The following is a 14678-nucleotide window of genomic DNA, read 5'->3' as shown; positions in this document are numbered from 1 at the left end:
CACCGCACCACAACACCGCACCACCAGGAGGTGGTTCGCCATGATGGTGGCCTTCCTGCTGATCGTCCTTGTCGCGGTCGCCCTGGGCATCGTCGGGGTGGCGGCGCACGGGCTGGGCTTTCTCCTGGCCGTCGGCGTCGTGCTGTTCATCGCCGATGTGGTCTTCATCACCGTACGAGGGGCCCGGGGTGATCACCGACGGCCCATCCGATGACCGCTGACCAGGGCATCAGCCCCCGTACCCACGGACGCTGCGATCCGGGCGACGCAATATCTGTGGCCATGACATGAGAAATCGACGCGACGCGCGATGAGTATTCCCCGACCGGCCGCCGGATCCGGAATTGCCGAACCGACGCGGCCGATCACGCCGTGCTACTGTCGATCTCAGTTGCAGTGTGGTGGCCAGAAGGTTTTTTCCGACGGGCTGATCATCGCGGCGACCGGAGTGCGCATACGGCGAACTCCGAACCCGTACCGAAGGAGATTGACATGGCTACTGGAACCGTGAAGTGGTTCAACGCTGAAAAGGGCTTCGGCTTCATCGAGCAGGACGGCGGCGGCGCCGACGTCTTCGCCCACTACTCGAACATCTCCGCCTCTGGCTTCCGCGAGCTGCTGGAAGGCCAGAAGGTGAGCTTCGACATCGCGCAGGGCCAGAAGGGCCCGACGGCCGAGAACATCGTTCCCGCCTGATCCGGCCACTGACGCCTGGTTCGCAGCTGGGGCCCGCACCTTGGGGTGCGGGCCCCAGCTCGCTGCATTTCAGAAAAAACCGGAGAAACTCCGCGGATCCACGCGAATCTCCGAGCATCTCCGTAGAATTCTCCACCCCATATTCACTGTTCTCGGCGTTTGAAACGCCAGAGTCACGGCTCGTTCTTGCGATTCTCTGCGCCGCTCGTTCACCGCGGGAATTCCTTGATACGTGCCATATCAAGGAAGGTTCCGCATGAACCGCGTACGCACGAACGACCGATACGCCCGTAAGCGCACCGGCGCCCAGGGCTCGGGCTCCGGCTCCGGCTTCGGCTCCGGCTTCGGAAAGAGCGGCGGCTCCGGAAAGGGCGGCGGCTACTCCGGCGCCCCGCGCCGCTCCAGGAGCCAGGGCAGCCGCCCGGCCGCGATGCAGGGGGAGTTCGCCCCGCCGAAGACCATCACGCCCGCCCTGCCCGCTGTGGAGGCGTTCGCCGAACTCGACATGCCGGAGCGGCTGTTGGCCGCGCTCGGCCACGAGGGCGTGACCGTGCCGTTCCCGATCCAGGCGGCGACCCTGCCGAACTCCCTGGCCGGGCGGGACGTACTCGGCCGCGGCCGCACCGGCTCCGGCAAGACCCTCGCCTTCGGCCTCGCGCTGCTGGCCCGCACCGTGGGCCGGCGTGCCGAGCCGCGACAGCCGCTGGCTCTCATCCTCGTCCCCACCCGCGAGTTGGCCCAGCAGGTCACCGACGCGCTGACTCCGTACGCCCGTTCCGTGGGCCTGCGCATGGCCACCGTCGTCGGCGGTATGTCGATCGGCCGGCAGGCCGGGGCGCTGCGCGCCGGCGCGGAGGTCGTCGTCGCGACGCCGGGACGGCTCAAGGACCTCATCGACCGCGGCGACTGCCGCCTGGACGAGGTCACCATCACCGTCCTCGACGAGGCCGACCAGATGGCCGACATGGGCTTCATGCCCCAGGTGACCGCCCTGCTCGACCAGGTGCGCACCGGCGGCCAGCGGATGCTCTTCTCGGCCACCCTGGACCGCAACGTGGACCTGCTGGTCCGCCGCTACCTGACCGACCCGGTGGTGCACTCCGTCGACCCCTCCGCGGGCGCGGTCACCACGATGGAGCACCACGTGCTCCACGTGCACGGCACGGACAAGCAGCGCACGACCACCGAGATCGCCGCCCGCGACGGCCGGGTGATCATGTTCCTGGACACCAAGCACGCGGTGGACAAGCTGACCAAGCACCTGCTGAGCAACGGCGTTCGCGCGGCCGGCCTGCACGGGGGCAAGTCCCAGCCGCAGCGCACCCGCACCCTGGCCCAGTTCAAGGACGGCCATGTGACCGTGCTGGTGGCGACCAACGTCGCCGCCCGCGGTATCCACGTGGACAACCTCGACATGGTGGTCAACGTGGACCCGCCGACCGACCCCAAGGACTATCTGCACCGTGGCGGCCGTACGGCCCGTGCCGGTGAGTCCGGCACCGTGGTCACCCTGGTGACGCCCGAGCAGCGCCGCGACATGAGCCGGCTGATGACCTCCGCCGGCGTCACCGCGGTGACCACCCAGGTCCGTTCGGGTGAAGAGGAGTTGACCCGCATCACGGGCGCCCAGGCACCGTCCGGCGTGCCGGTCGTCATCTCGGCACCGGCGGCCGCGAGCGAACGCCCGCGCCGCAGCACGCGTTCCTCCTCCTCTTCTTCCTCCTCCCGGGGGCGCCGACGCACTCAGGGCGGCGGCACGGGCGAGGCCGGACGCCGCGGTGGCTCGGCGGGCAGCGAGGGCGGCCGTCGCGGTGGCTCCGCGGGCGGCGAGGGCGGCCGTCGAAACGGCACCTCCGGCGAGGCCGGGCGTCGGGGCACGACAGGACGCAGGTCCAGCTTCGACTCGGCCGCCTGAGAGGGCGACGCCCCCGTCAGCCCGCTCCCCTCTCTCCCTCTGTGAGGCACTATGCGTTGCGTCATCGCCCGGTACCCGTTCGATTTCACCAAGATCGGAGTGCTGGCCTCGATGAAGGGCGTCACGCCCGAACTCATCACGGGTGACTCCGTGACCATCGGCCGCCGCCGCTACCCCGTGAAGCAGGTGGGCCGGGTCCTCACCCGGCAGGACCCCCGTGACTTCACCAGCGGCGAGGTCGTCCGCGCCATGACCCGTCTCGGCTTCACCTGCCACGAGGCCCAGGTGGCCGCTCCGGTGCCCGTGCTGACTCCGCTTCAGGAGGCGTCGGCGATGCTCGGCAGCCCGGCCGCCGCCGAGGCCCTGTAGCCGACACGCCACCTTCCGTGAGGGCCCTGCCGACGCGCGTCGGCAGGGCCCTCACGGCGTTTCACCTCTCGGAGTAGCTGAAGTCGCCCACGGTCCAGGCACTGACGTCCGCGAGCGCGACGCGGTACATGCCGCCCGTCTCGGGGATCGCCGTCGTGCCCTGCAGGATGCGGGCGAGATGGAAGTGCAGATGCGTCGGCGGCTCGCCGGTGTCGGGCCGCCGCTCGCCCGCCTCCGTGGTGAAGACGTCGGAGAACGGGCCGAGACGGTCCGAGGCTTTCAGGACCTCCGACACGCGCTCCCGCCACACGGCTTCGGGAGCGAGTCGTCCGGTGATCACGGTACCGCCGACCACCACGGTCAGCGACATCTGATTGCTGTGCACTGACTCCACCATGGTGGAGATGGCGACCAGCAGCTCGTCAGGGTTCGGCATGGGAACCGATTCTATTCGGCGGCCCCGCCCGACCCATAGAGATCCCACCCCGGTCCTGCGGCCCGCAGAATTCCTTGCCCCCACGCACGCTCAAATCTATCTTTGCCGGAGTAGACATTGGCCGACGCGACGGGTAGCGTTTCTCTCGTAGACATGGTCCAGCGAGGCCCGGCAGACACGAACTGCCGGGTAGCAGAAGAAGAAGTTCGCAGGTCAGCACGTAAGAAAGGAGGAGTAGACGCCATCAGGATCGCCCGGACCGACGTGTTCGGCCCGGGTACCGCAAGACCCCGGATGGGAAGGTGGTCCCCGGTCACGCAGCCGCGATCCCCGCTCGTCGGCCCACCCCCCGGGCCAGGCAGCGGAAACAGAAGGTCGGCACAGCAGTAGGGCCGACAGATGGTGTTCAATTTCCTCGGGGCCCTGGTGCCGTACGGCACCAGGGCCCCTCGACGCGTGGCTCAACGAGGTGACATGACAGCAGATACTCCGCTCAGCGGTCGTCTGGACGACGACGACTACCCCGCCTTCACGATGGGCCGGGCCGCCGAGATGCTCGGCACCACCCCCGGGTTCCTCCGGGCCATCGGGGAGGCCCGACTGATCACGCCGCTGCGTTCGGAGGGCGGCCACCGCCGCTACTCCCGCTACCAGCTGCGGATCGCCGCGCGCGCCCGCGAACTTGTCGACAAGGGCACCCCGATCGAGGCGGCCTGCCGCATCGTCATCCTCGAGGACCAGCTGGAGGAGGCCCAGCGCATCAACGCCGAGTACCGCCGGGCCGCCCAGAAGCCCTCCGGACCAGCCAACGCCGGCGCCGCCACCGGCTGACCCGTGCCCTCCTGTCCGCCACCACCACTGCGGGCTGTCCCGGGGGCTGCCCCGTGGGTTGTCCCAGGGGCTGCTCTGAGAGCTGTCCTGGTGGGGGAATGTCCCGCGGGCTGTCCCGCGGGCGTCAGCACCGACCCAGGGCCCGCCTGTACGCCACCTCCGGTCGGCTCAGGGGCCGCCTGTCCGCCGGCGCCGCGGACTGGGGCCTGCCCGCCGGCGCCGCGCGCCGTGATCAGGGCCGTCCCCGGAGCCGCCCGTACGAACGCTCGCCTCAATGCCGTCCCCGAGCCGCCCGTACGAACGCCGTGATCAGGGCCGGGTCCTTGACGCCCCGGCTCCGCTCCACCCCGCTGGACACGTCGACGCCCCAGGGGCGGGTGGCGGCCACGGCGTCGGCGACGTTGTCCGGGGTGAGGCCGCCGGCGAGCAGCCACTTCTCTCCGGGTGCGGCCGACGGCATGCCGGTCCAGTCCCAGGCGATGCCGGAGCCGGGGACGGGCGCGTCGAGGAGAAGCAGGTCCTCGCCCAGGTCTCCGCAGCGCGGGACCGGCTCCCCGAAGGCCGTGGCGCGGATCAGGGTCCAGCCGCCCGTGGCGAGGCCGTCGTAATAGTCGCGGTCCTCCGGCCCGTGCACCTGGACGGCCCGGATGCCCGCTTCGGTGGCCAGGGACCGCACATCGTGCAGGGGCTCCGCGCGGAAGACGCCGACGGTCAGGACGTGCTCCGGGATCCGGCGGCACAGCCGGGCGGCCGTCGCGGCGTCGATCCGGCGCGGGCTCTTCGAGAAGACGAACCCGATGGCGTCGGCGCCCGCCTCCACGGCCGTGTCGACGTCCCGCTCGGTCGACAGGCCACAGATCTTGACGAACAGGGAAGTACTCACGGGGCCACCGTACCGGGGCTCGGTCTGTCCGTATCCTGCCCGCCAACCGGCCTGAGCCGACGGCTACTTGAGGCCGATCGCCGCGCAGTCCGACGCGTACTTCGGGGTGCAGATGTCCTTGACGGTGTAGACGCCGTCCTGGATCACGGTCGCCTTGATGTTGGCCCGGGTGAGCGCGACGACCTGCACCAGCTGGGACGGGATGGCCTTCTGCGTCGGGCTGTCGACCGCGTCGGGGGTCAGCGCCTCGAACTGGAGCGAGCGGCCCTGGATCTTGGCCACTGCCATCTCCGCGGCGTTGTTGGCCTCCAGCAGGAAGGACTTGTATACGGTCATGTACTGCTCGCCCGAGACGATCCGCTGCACCGCCGCGAGATCCGCGTCCTGCCCGGTCACCGGCGGGATCTTGGCCGCGCCGGCCTCCTTCAGCGCGTCGATGGCCGCGCCGGCCATGCCGTCGTTGGCCGAGTACACGGCGGCGATGTTGTTCAGGCCGACGGACCGGATCGCCTGCTCCGTGTTGGCCTTGGCGACCTCGGGAAGCCACTCCCTGGTGTCGTACTGCTTGGCTATGACCACGCGCCCCTTCAGCTCGTCGAGCGCGCCCTTCTTGAAGAGGGCGGTGTTGGGGTCGGCCAGCGAGCCGTTCAACATAACGATCTTGCTGGTCGCGGCCTTGTCGCCGAGGGCGTCCACGATCGCGCGGCCCTGCACCTCGCCCACGAGTTCGTTGTCGTGCGACACATAGGCGTCGATCGGGCCCTCGGCGAGCCTGTCGTACGCGATGACGGGAATACCGGCGTCCTTGGCCTTCCGGACGGCGGGTGCGAAGGCCTTGGCGTCCACCGCGTCCACCAGGATCACGTCCACCTTCTCGTCGATCATCTGGTCCATCTGGACGCTCTGCTTGGACTCGCTCGCCTCGGCGTTGGCGTAGCGGACCTTGCCCTTGCCGTCGGTGAGGGCGGCGACCCGTTTCTTGATGAGGGGGTAGTCGAACTTGTCGAAGCGTTTCGTCTTGGTGTCGGGCAGCAGCAGGCCCACCGTGATGTCGTTGCCCTTCTTCGGCGTCGAGGAGCTGCTGCTCCCGCCGATGCCGTCGACCACACCGCACGCGGCGAGCAGCAGGGCCGAGGCGGAGGCCGTCAGGCCCACGGCGAAACGTCGAACGAGGGGACTATGAGTGGGTGAAGCGTTCACAGCAGGTGCCTTCCGGGGCGAGAGCGCAACCTGGAGACCAGGTGGCTGAAAGCCAACGCGTCGCGGGACGGCCCGTCAAGAAGCTTCGGTTACGAGATCGCAACAGCAACTACTGCCCAGTTCGTCGCCCACGAGTCCGGCGCCTGCCGAGGCCCGCCTGATGAGGCGTGACGCGCTGCTCACCGGGGCACGCTCCAACAGGCCGTTGCACCGCGCCTGTTGGAGTTTCCGCTCACACTCGTCCGCACGGCCGTCCGCATCCGTACGGTGACCGGCGTGTTCAAGCCCACCGCCTGGTCAAGGAGATGAACGGCGCCCAGGGTTGCCCGATGTCGTCACGACGTCGGAAACACTGCGCCGAAAACACCTGGAAGTTCGAACACCAGGCGTCGCGGCGCCCGTAGCGGGTCGCGTCAGCCGAGGGTCGGGGAGGACGCCGAGCGGGTGGCCGGGGACTCCGGGGGGGTGGCGTGGCAGGTGAAGCCGAGTCGGGTGAGGGCGCGGGTCACCTCGAAAGCGGTGAAGTCGCGGCGGTCCTGGCGGGTGATGATCTCGCCCACCTGCTTGACCGGGAACACCTTGCGCCCGATGACCACACAGGCCCCGGTGGTGGGCTCCGGTCGGATGCCTTCCATCTGTGTCTCCACCTCGGACTTGACCAGGTCGAAGGGGTAACGGGCGATCACGCAGCGCATAGTGCCTCACCAAGGGTCTAGTGGAACGGCAGAAGTGCCTTCGGGGCTGGTGTCGGTCAGTGCCGGCCAGGACGGGGCCCGGCCGTGACCGTGGTCCGCGGACGATGGTCCGGCGGGGTTCTGCTCGGCGGAGCGGGGTCGGCGAGAGCCGTGGTCCCGTGTCCGCGGAAGAAGTGGGATCAGCGGGCGCCGCCGCTCAGGCGCCCGGCACGCATCCGGAGGCGTCGATCACGGGGGACACGCCCGGCATCCGGTCGCACATGGCGGTGTCGGCGTCGACGAGCGCGGAGCCGGCGGCCGTGAACGGGGCGTCGCCGGTCCGTGGTCCGGGAGAGCTCAGGGCGTCACGGGCGGTGCTCTTCGGGGGCATGGATCCTCCTCCGTCTCCCTGCGGGGAAACACGCGTAAACAAACGGGGCCCGCACCCAAGGTGCGGGCCCCGTTTCGCCGAAGCGCGCGAGCGAATCGCGGAAAATCAGGCAGGCACGATGTTCTCGGCCTGCGGGCCCTTCTGGCCCTGCGTGACGTCGAACGTCACCTTCTGGCCTTCCTGCAGCTCACGAAAGCCCTGGGTAGCGATGTTCGAGTAGTGAGCGAAGACGTCGGCGCCGCCGCCGTCCTGCTCGATGAAACCGAAGCCCTTTTCCGCGTTGAACCACTTCACGGTACCGGTGGCCATGTCATATCTCCTGAAGGCAGTGCTGGGGACCCACACTGCGCGGGCCCTCCTCATCGCTGCGATGATCACCTGCCCGGAAAAACCGGCAGCAAAATGGCAACCACAACTGCAACTGCGTCGAGCCTAGCACGAGACCCCCCGAAACAAATCGGAAGCGAGACGGTGACTCCGCGAAGGAATGAGGGCGACAGCCGGTCGGCACATTCCGGCAACAAAGCCTACCCGGATTCATCGAGGAATTCTTTTCCTCCACCGCCCATAATTCTGCTCCGACGGCATCAGGTTTTCACTCCCGCACTGATCAACTCGGCGGCCCGGCCCATGGCGAACTCCGGGCAGTGGTCGTCGTCGAGCCGGCCGCCGCCCTGCGGCTGCTCTCGTGAGAGCAAGTGCACCTTCCCGCGAACCGCCGGAGCACGGCCCGCCGCACAGGGCCGGTTCCCCGCACGAGAACTCTAGTGGCCCCGACCCGAAACCCTGTCGTGTCGACCATAGATATTCAGCCGATGTACGTACGCGGCCCGCACAGGACCCACCGACCGGATCCCGGATCCCCGGCTCCCGAACTACCTCGGCTCCGCCATCCGCTCCCCCTGCGCCGCCGTGACCGCCCGTACGACGAGGACCGCCGCCACCGCCGCGCCCACGATCGCCACGTCGGAGACGAGAAGCATCCATACGTCCGTGTAGGCGCGGGCGATGAGTTCGTCCGTGTCGCCGGTGTGCATGAGGCCCACACCACTGAGCAGGCCTATCAGCCACAGGCCCCACCACCAGTTGACCGAACTCGGGAGGGGCTTGCCGGGGGCGCTCCTGTGGTGGATGTCGACGACGAGGCCCCGGGGGATCCAGAGGTTGGCGAGGGGGAGGACCCAGCCGAGGTACATCCAGAGCCAGGAGTGGCGGGGCGGTTCGCCGGAGAAAGCGCGGGCGTTGTCCCGTACGCGCCACAGCCAGGACAGGAACAGGAGCGCGCAGAGCACGGTGGCGCCCCCGGCCAGAGCGTTGACGGCGTGGTAGCCGTCCTCGAGCGAGGTCAGCGGCCGGTGGCGGCCCTCGCCCTGGTCCGGCGGTCCGGACGCGGGCTGTCCGGCCGCCGCGAGGCGGATGTCCCAGACCACGCGGGCCAGCCAGGCGACCCCGGCGAGACCGAGGGCCGCGACGGCACAACGGGCCGTCCACAGGACGGGGGCGGGAGTGGGGTTGGGGTTGGGCAGGGATGACTGCGCCAGGTGATCGTTCACCAGGTCATCCTGGGGGACCGTCGCACAGAGATGCCATCACGAAAGCGCTCCTGCTTTGTCACAGCCATGCCATACGACGTGCCCTACGGGGCCGTCGCGCCCTGGCATGCCGTACTCGGCCGACCAGTCGGCCGCGGGGCCCCCGTCCAGCACACGGCCGCAGGGCCCCCGTCCAGTACCGCCATGGTGCGGCCCTGTTCAGCACGGTTCAGCAGGTCACAGAGTTCTGTTCAACAGGTCGAGGAGGGCCGCCCAGTGGCGGTCCGTCGCCTCGGCGCCGTACATCGCGGTGTCCGCCTGGGTGAAGCCGTGGTGGGCGCCGGCGTACACCTCGCTGCGGTGGCGGACGCCGCCCGCGGTGAGGGCCCGCTCGAGCTGGTCGATCCGTTCGGCGGGGTTGGTGGAGTCGTGGTCGGCGTGCCCGAAGTACAGCTCGGCGGTGATCCGGTCGGCCAGGAGGTGAGGGCTGTCCGGCGCGTCGGTCGCGAGGTACGCACCGTGGAATCCGGCGGCGGCCGCGACCCGCTCGGGATACGTGCCGGCGGTGCGCAGGGCGAGGCCCGCGCCCATGCAGTAGCCGGTGACTCCCACTGGGCCGGCCCCCGCCGGGCCGTCCGCGGTCAGCGGGGACGCGGCCAGCCAGTCCAGACAGGCGGCGGCGTCCCGCATCGCGCCCTCGGGGGTGAGGGTGCGCGCGGCCGGGCCCAGGCTCTGGATGATCTCCGGCCGTTCGGCCGGGTTGATGAACTCGGGCAGTTCCACCACGGGTGCCCTGCCGTGCCGGTAGAAGACGTTCGGCACCAGGACCGTGTACCCGGCCGAGGCGAGCCGGTCCGCCATCGACCTCAGATGCGGCCGCAGTCCGAAGGCGTCCATGAAGAACAGCACGGCGGGGTGTGGAGAGCCGTCGTCGGGGTGGGCCAGATAGGCGTCGGCGACACCGTCCGGGGTGGGTATCTCGACGGAAGTTCCGAGCACGTCGGTCATGGGGCGCCTCTCGCACGGCACGACAAGGGCACGACATGGCGCACCTTGGTTTCGCTTGTGACACTGAGCGTCACGCTAGTGACCGAGTAGCGACACCGCAAGCGAGGGTCCGACGGGACTACGATCGCGGGGTGACCGGAGCAGGCCGTACCCGCACACGTTCGCACACCAGGGAGATCGCCCGGGCCGCCGTGCGGGCCGAACTGGCCCAGGTGGCCTTCGAGTTGTTCCGTCGCGACGGCTTCGACAAGGTCACCCTCGACGACCTGGCCACGGCAGCCGGCGTCTCGCGCAGCACGCTCCTGCGCTACTTCGGCACCAAGGAGGACGCCGTCCTCGCCGCGTTCGACGGCCACGACCGCCGGACCGCGGACGCCCTGCGCGCCCGCCCGGCCGACGAGGACGACTGGACGGCGCTGCGGCGGGCCCTGGACACCGTCATCGAGCGCTACCGCCAGGACCCGGCCGGCTCCCTGGCCACCACCCGGCTGGTCCGGGAGACCCCGGCCCTGAACGCCCGGCACCTGGAGAAACAGCACAGCTGGCGCCCCGCCCTGGCCGAGGCCCTCGCCGAGCGCGCGGGTACCCCCGGGGAGGTGACCCTCCGGCACACGGTCCGCGCCGCCGCCGCGCTGGACTGCCTGTACGTGGCCCTCGACCACTGGACGGCCTCCGACGGCCGTCTGGACCTGGTGGATCTGCTGGACGAGGCGTTCGCGGCACTCACCGGAGCATGACCCGGACCGCGACCGTACAAGACACGACTTTTCGGTTCATACTCGAAGCATGAGTAACGCGACGTTTGAACTGGCGGCCACGTCGAGCGACGTACTTCCCGTGATCGCCGCCTTCGTCGGTGGCCTGTTCGTCGCCGGCCTGCTGGTGTGGGCCGTGCAACTGGGCATGAAGGTCATGGATCAGGAACTTCCGCACCCCCGCCCGGAGGAACAGCCCAGGCTGCCCGAGGCCGGGCCCGTCCGGGAGATGCGGGAGATGCGGGAGCCTGACGAGGTTCCGGTCCCCGTGGAGGGGCGGGAACGACTCACGCCGTACGAGCTCCACGCCTCCGGAACCCGACGAGGAAAGGACCAGGGCCGAAAGCGCTGGCTGCCGGGCTCCAGCGGCTCCTTCGGCAGCGGCGGCATCGGTCACGTCTGAAGGCTGAGCATGAGCACCGCCGGGCCCTCGGGCGGTCAGACCCGAGGACCCGAGGACCCGAGGATCGCTGGGTCCTGGGCCACCAGGCCGCCGGTCCGCTCGACCACTCGACCGGCGGTCCGCTCGACCACCGGACCGCCGGATCGCCCGACCGCTGGGCCCTCCGGCGGGGCGGTCAGGTCTGCTTGTCTGCCGGCCGGTGCGCCGCGAGCGCCCAGATCACGAAGACGTTGACGGCGATCATGATGATCGACCAGACCGGCGAGTACGGCAGGAACAGGAACTGGGCGACCATGTTCAGCGACGCCAGGAAGATGCCGACGATCCGGGCCCACGGCTCGCCCCTCAGGATCCCCGCGCCGGTGAGTGCGGACAGCACACCCAGCACCAGCAGGATCACGCCCCAGCCGGTGAGGTTGACCTTGTAGACGTAGTCGCCGAGGGAGGCCCAGACGTCGTCCTTCGCGAGCGCGGAGATGCCCTGGAAGATCGCCAGGATGCCGTTCACCAGCATCAGGACACCGGCGAAGACAACTCCGCCCGTGACCCAGCCGGGCTCCCCGGGCGTCGGCGCATAGCCATGTTCGCCCCGGCCGGAGGGGCTGCCGCCCGCCCGGCGGGTGTCGTCCCATTCGGACTTCGACTGCCCGCCCGTCGGCTGCTGTCCTCCACCGCTCGGCGGCTGCGTAGCGTGCGGCTGCTGGGTCATGACCGGACCCCATTTCTCTCCGGAGAGGTGGGCGCGGTACGCCGTCCGCCTCTGTCGTGTGCTGTGCCTGCGCTGTCCCGCGTTGTGGTGTCCCGCGTTGGTGTCCCGCGTTGGTGTCCCGCGCTTCGACCATCGGGCGCGCCACCCGCCTCCGCCACGGGGAAGGGCCATTCGGGTGGCACCCGGCGTGCGCCTGCCCGCGCAGCGCCCCCTTCACCCGGCGGGTCCGGGCAGGCCGTCAACCGGAGTGAGGGGGTGGGGTGTTCGTCGCGACGCCGGTCGGGGGGAACCGGTTCACCGGAGGCGACCGCGAACCCAAGATTTTACCAAATCAAAAGGATTCCAAGCCGCCCGCTTCCGTACTCCTCTCTGTCAGGCCCGCCGCCCGGCGGGCCCTCGACCGGGCAGGAGGCATGGTGCGCTTTTCGCGAAACGCGATCGGAACTCTCTTCGTCGGAGGTGCGCTCACCCTGACGCTGGGGGCGCTCGCCTACCCCTCGATGCTCGGTCTCAGCACGGTCGCCAGCGCCCAGGACCGGGTCATCACCCAGACACCCTGGGGGCCTCTGACGGAGGGGGACCGGGACTTCGTGGTCAAGGTGCGCGCGGCGGGGCTGTGGGAGTACCCGGTGGGTCAGATGGGGCTGCAGAAGGGGACGTCGAAAGAGGTCCTGACGGCATCCCAGCACCTGGTGGACGGCCATGCCAACCTGGACACGACCTGCCGCAAGATCGCCCCGATGCTCAACCTCACGCTGCCCAACGTGGCCAGCCCGCAGCAGGTCGGCTTCGTCAACCAGCTCAACGCGGACGCCAAGGGCACGCAGTTCGACTCCGACTTCGCCAACATCCTGCGGGTGACGCACGGTTCGATCTTCAACACGGTCGCGAAGATCCGGTCCACGACGAAGAACAGCCTGGTGCGGCAGCTGGCCGACCAGGCCAACAACACCGTCCTGGACCACATCACGGTCATGGAGAAGACCGGCATGGTCAACTTCGACCAGGCCCTCTTCACGCAGACCACCCCGCCGAAGCTGCCCGACGACCAGCTGACGCCGCCCGCCCCGCAGGCCGGCGAGCCGATGGTCGTGCTCACCCCACGGCCGGACACCACGGAGACCCCGGTGACGCTCCCGCCCAGCCAGTAGTCGGGCTGAGGCGCTCCTACCCGAGCCACACGGTGGTGTCCGGCCCGAGCAGCCTGTCGTCCAGGGGGGCGCTGCTCAGCAGTACCTCCCCGGGCGGCAGGGGTACGGCCGTCCCGGTCAGGTTGGCGACACACCGCCAGCCGCCGTGCCGGGCGAACTCCAGCACGCCGGGCGGGCTGCCGTCCGCCCAGGTCAGCGCCTCCCCCTCCTGAAGCTTGCGGCGCAGACGCAGGGCCGTCCGGTAGAACTCCAGGGTCGAGCCGTCGGCTCCGTCCTGTGCCGCGACGGCGTACCGCGCGAAGCTCTCCGGCTGCGGCAGCCAGGCGCCACCCGCCCCGAAGCCGTACGACGGGCCTGTCGTCGTCCACGGCAGCGGCACCCGGCATCCGTCGCGGCCCTTGCGGACCCGGCCCGTCTGTTCCCAGATCGGGTCCTGGAGCACCTCGAAGGGCAGGTCGGCCACCTCGGGCAGGCCGAGTTCCTCGCCCTGGTAGACGTACGAGGATCCGGGCAGCGCCAGCATCAGGAGCGTGGCCGCCCTGGCCCGTCGTAGGCCCGCCGCCTCGTCGATCGCGGGGGCGTGGCCGCCGGACAGGAGCCAGGCGTTGTCGTCGGTGCCGGGCGGAAGCATCAGCCGGGAGGCGTGGCGGATGACGTCGTGGTTGGAGAGCACCCAGGTGGCGGAGGCACCGGCCGCCCGGGCGGTGGCCAGGGACTCGGTGATGACCTGGCGGAGGGCGTCCGCGTCCCAACCGGTCTGGAGATACTCGAAGTTGAAGGCCTGGCCGAGTTCGTCCGGGCGGGCGTACAGCGCGCGGCGGGCGCCGGGGACCCAGGCCTCGGCGACGGCCATGCGGGGCGGGTGGTAGGCGTCGAGGATCTTGCGCCAGTCGCGGTAGATCTCGTGGACCTCGTCGCGGTCGTAGAAGGGGTGGGTGCCGGGCGGGAAATCGGCCAGGGCGGCCTCGCCGCCGAGTGCGAGGGCGCCGAGGTCGCGCAGCGGTACGTCGAGGTCCTTGGCGAGGGCGTGGGCCACATCGACGCGGAAGCCGTCGACCCCGCGGTCGGCCCAGAAGCGCAGGGTGGTGCGGAAGTCTGCGCGGATCTCCGCATTCGCCCAGTTCAGATCCGGCTGTTGGGGAGCGAACAGGTGCAGGTACCACTGGCCGTCCGGGACCCGCTGCCAGGCGCTGCCTCCGAAGACGGACTGCCAGTCGGTGGGCGGGAGTTCGGCGTGCGCGCCGAGGCCGTCGCGGAAGACATAGCGGTCCCGGGCGGGGGAGCCGGGTCCGGCGGCGAGGGCCTCCTGGAACCAGACGTGCTGGTGGGAGGTGTGATTGGGGACCAGGTCGACGATCACCTTGAGTCCGAGGCGGTGGGCCTCGGCGGCCATCGCGGCGAAGTCGTCGAGGGTGCCCAGGCGGGGGTCGACGTCCCGGTGGTCGGCGACGTCGTAGCCGCCGTCGGCGAGTTCGGAGGGGTAGAAGGGGCTGAGCCAGAGGGCGTCGACGCCGAGGGCGGCGAGGTGGGTGAGGCGCCGGGTGACGCCCTTCAGGTCCCCGAGCCCGTCGCCGTCGGCGTCGGCGAAGCTGCGGGGATAGACCTGGTAGACGACGGCCTGCCGCCACCAGTCGGGTTCCTTGGAGGAGAGGTCGAGTCGGTGGGGAACGGAGTCGGTCACGCGGTCTCCCTCGGGGCGGCGGTGAACAGCATGCAGAAATCTGT

At 70.1% G+C, this 14678-nt stretch carries 18 protein-coding genes; 8 read left to right on the top strand and 10 right to left on the bottom strand.

Annotation, left to right across the window (positions count from 1 at the left end):
* The first annotated feature begins 40 nt into the window (after nt 1-40).
* The 4 genes from M2271_RS30230 to M2271_RS30215 all read left to right on the top strand — a co-directional run bounded on the left by M2271_RS30230 (nt 41) and on the right by M2271_RS30215 (nt 2980).
* Nucleotides 41-214: a hypothetical protein gene (locus M2271_RS30230; RefSeq protein WP_280890661.1), complete on the top strand. Its 174-nt coding sequence runs from the start codon at nt 41-43 to the stop codon at nt 212-214.
* Nucleotides 215-492: 278 nt separating this feature from the next.
* On the top strand, nt 493-696 hold the full coding sequence (locus M2271_RS30225) for a cold-shock protein (protein WP_030680625.1): 204 nt from the start codon (nt 493-495) through the stop codon (nt 694-696).
* Nucleotides 697-952: 256 nt separating this feature from the next.
* On the top strand, nt 953-2611 hold the full coding sequence (locus M2271_RS30220) for a DEAD/DEAH box helicase (protein WP_280890561.1): 1659 nt from the start codon (nt 953-955) through the stop codon (nt 2609-2611).
* A gap of 51 nt (nt 2612-2662) precedes the next feature.
* The gene (locus M2271_RS30215; RefSeq protein ID WP_280890560.1) at nt 2663-2980 is read left to right on the top strand and encodes an SCO5918 family protein; all 318 of its coding nucleotides are present in this window, start codon (nt 2663-2665) and stop codon (nt 2978-2980) included.
* 61 nt (nt 2981-3041) lie between these two features.
* Here the strand turns inward: M2271_RS30215 and M2271_RS30210 are convergent, their stop codons facing one another.
* Complete coding sequence (locus M2271_RS30210; RefSeq protein WP_280890559.1) at nt 3042-3416, bottom strand: hypothetical protein; 375 nt, start codon at nt 3414-3416, stop codon at nt 3042-3044.
* Between the two features lie 474 nt (nt 3417-3890).
* Between M2271_RS30210 and M2271_RS30205 the strand changes: the two genes are divergently transcribed.
* Complete coding sequence (locus M2271_RS30205) at nt 3891-4247, top strand: MerR family transcriptional regulator (protein ID WP_280890558.1); 357 nt, start codon at nt 3891-3893, stop codon at nt 4245-4247.
* A 271-nt stretch (nt 4248-4518) separates the two neighbouring features.
* Here M2271_RS30205 and M2271_RS30200 read toward each other — a convergent pair whose 3' ends face one another.
* From M2271_RS30200 to M2271_RS30170, 7 genes are all read right to left on the bottom strand, one after another.
* Complete coding sequence (locus tag M2271_RS30200; protein WP_280890557.1) at nt 4519-5130, bottom strand: phosphoribosylanthranilate isomerase; 612 nt, start codon at nt 5128-5130, stop codon at nt 4519-4521.
* 63 nt (nt 5131-5193) lie between these two features.
* Nucleotides 5194-6285: a substrate-binding domain-containing protein gene (locus M2271_RS30195; RefSeq protein WP_280890556.1), complete on the bottom strand. Its 1092-nt coding sequence runs from the start codon at nt 6283-6285 to the stop codon at nt 5194-5196.
* A gap of 458 nt (nt 6286-6743) precedes the next feature.
* Complete coding sequence (locus M2271_RS30190) at nt 6744-7025, bottom strand: SCO5918 family protein (RefSeq protein ID WP_280890555.1); 282 nt, start codon at nt 7023-7025, stop codon at nt 6744-6746.
* 196 nt (nt 7026-7221) lie between these two features.
* Nucleotides 7222-7395 (bottom strand): hypothetical protein, encoded by a 174-nt coding sequence (locus M2271_RS30185; protein ID WP_280890554.1) that lies wholly within the window; start codon nt 7393-7395, stop codon nt 7222-7224.
* Between the two features lie 105 nt (nt 7396-7500).
* The gene (locus M2271_RS30180; RefSeq protein WP_010986199.1) at nt 7501-7704 is read right to left on the bottom strand and encodes a cold-shock protein; all 204 of its coding nucleotides are present in this window, start codon (nt 7702-7704) and stop codon (nt 7501-7503) included.
* Between the two features lie 566 nt (nt 7705-8270).
* Nucleotides 8271-8921 (bottom strand): DUF4328 domain-containing protein, encoded by a 651-nt coding sequence (locus M2271_RS30175; RefSeq protein WP_280890656.1) that lies wholly within the window; start codon nt 8919-8921, stop codon nt 8271-8273.
* A 243-nt stretch (nt 8922-9164) separates the two neighbouring features.
* A complete protein-coding gene (locus M2271_RS30170) occupies nt 9165-9935 on the bottom strand; it encodes a dienelactone hydrolase family protein (RefSeq protein ID WP_280890553.1) in 771 nt (256 codons plus the stop codon).
* 131 nt (nt 9936-10066) lie between these two features.
* On the opposite strand from M2271_RS30170, the gene M2271_RS30165 reads away from it, so the two are divergent.
* Both M2271_RS30165 and M2271_RS30160 read left to right on the top strand, forming a co-directional pair.
* On the top strand, nt 10067-10672 hold the full coding sequence (locus M2271_RS30165) for a TetR family transcriptional regulator (RefSeq protein WP_280890552.1): 606 nt from the start codon (nt 10067-10069) through the stop codon (nt 10670-10672).
* A gap of 49 nt (nt 10673-10721) precedes the next feature.
* Nucleotides 10722-11093, top strand: a complete 372-nt coding sequence (locus M2271_RS30160) for a DUF6479 family protein (protein WP_280890551.1) — start codon at nt 10722-10724, stop codon at nt 11091-11093.
* A gap of 175 nt (nt 11094-11268) precedes the next feature.
* Here the strand turns inward: M2271_RS30160 and M2271_RS30155 are convergent, their stop codons facing one another.
* Nucleotides 11269-11802: a hypothetical protein gene (locus tag M2271_RS30155; protein WP_280890550.1), complete on the bottom strand. Its 534-nt coding sequence runs from the start codon at nt 11800-11802 to the stop codon at nt 11269-11271.
* 413 nt (nt 11803-12215) lie between these two features.
* On the opposite strand from M2271_RS30155, the gene M2271_RS30150 reads away from it, so the two are divergent.
* Entirely contained in the window at nt 12216-12953 is a 738-nt protein-coding gene (locus M2271_RS30150) for a DUF4142 domain-containing protein (protein ID WP_280890548.1), read from the top strand.
* A gap of 16 nt (nt 12954-12969) precedes the next feature.
* On the opposite strand, the gene M2271_RS30145 is transcribed toward M2271_RS30150, so the two are convergent.
* Complete coding sequence (locus tag M2271_RS30145) at nt 12970-14634, bottom strand: alpha-amylase family glycosyl hydrolase (RefSeq protein WP_280890547.1); 1665 nt, start codon at nt 14632-14634, stop codon at nt 12970-12972.
* Nucleotides 14635-14678 lie beyond the last annotated feature (44 nt).

The sequence above is a fragment of the Streptomyces sp. LBL genome, assembly GCF_029893585.1.
Lineage (GTDB): Bacteria > Actinomycetota > Actinomycetes > Streptomycetales > Streptomycetaceae > Streptomyces.
Note: the sequence above shows the minus strand (reverse complement) of the source record. Positions and strands in the feature narration are given on the sequence as shown.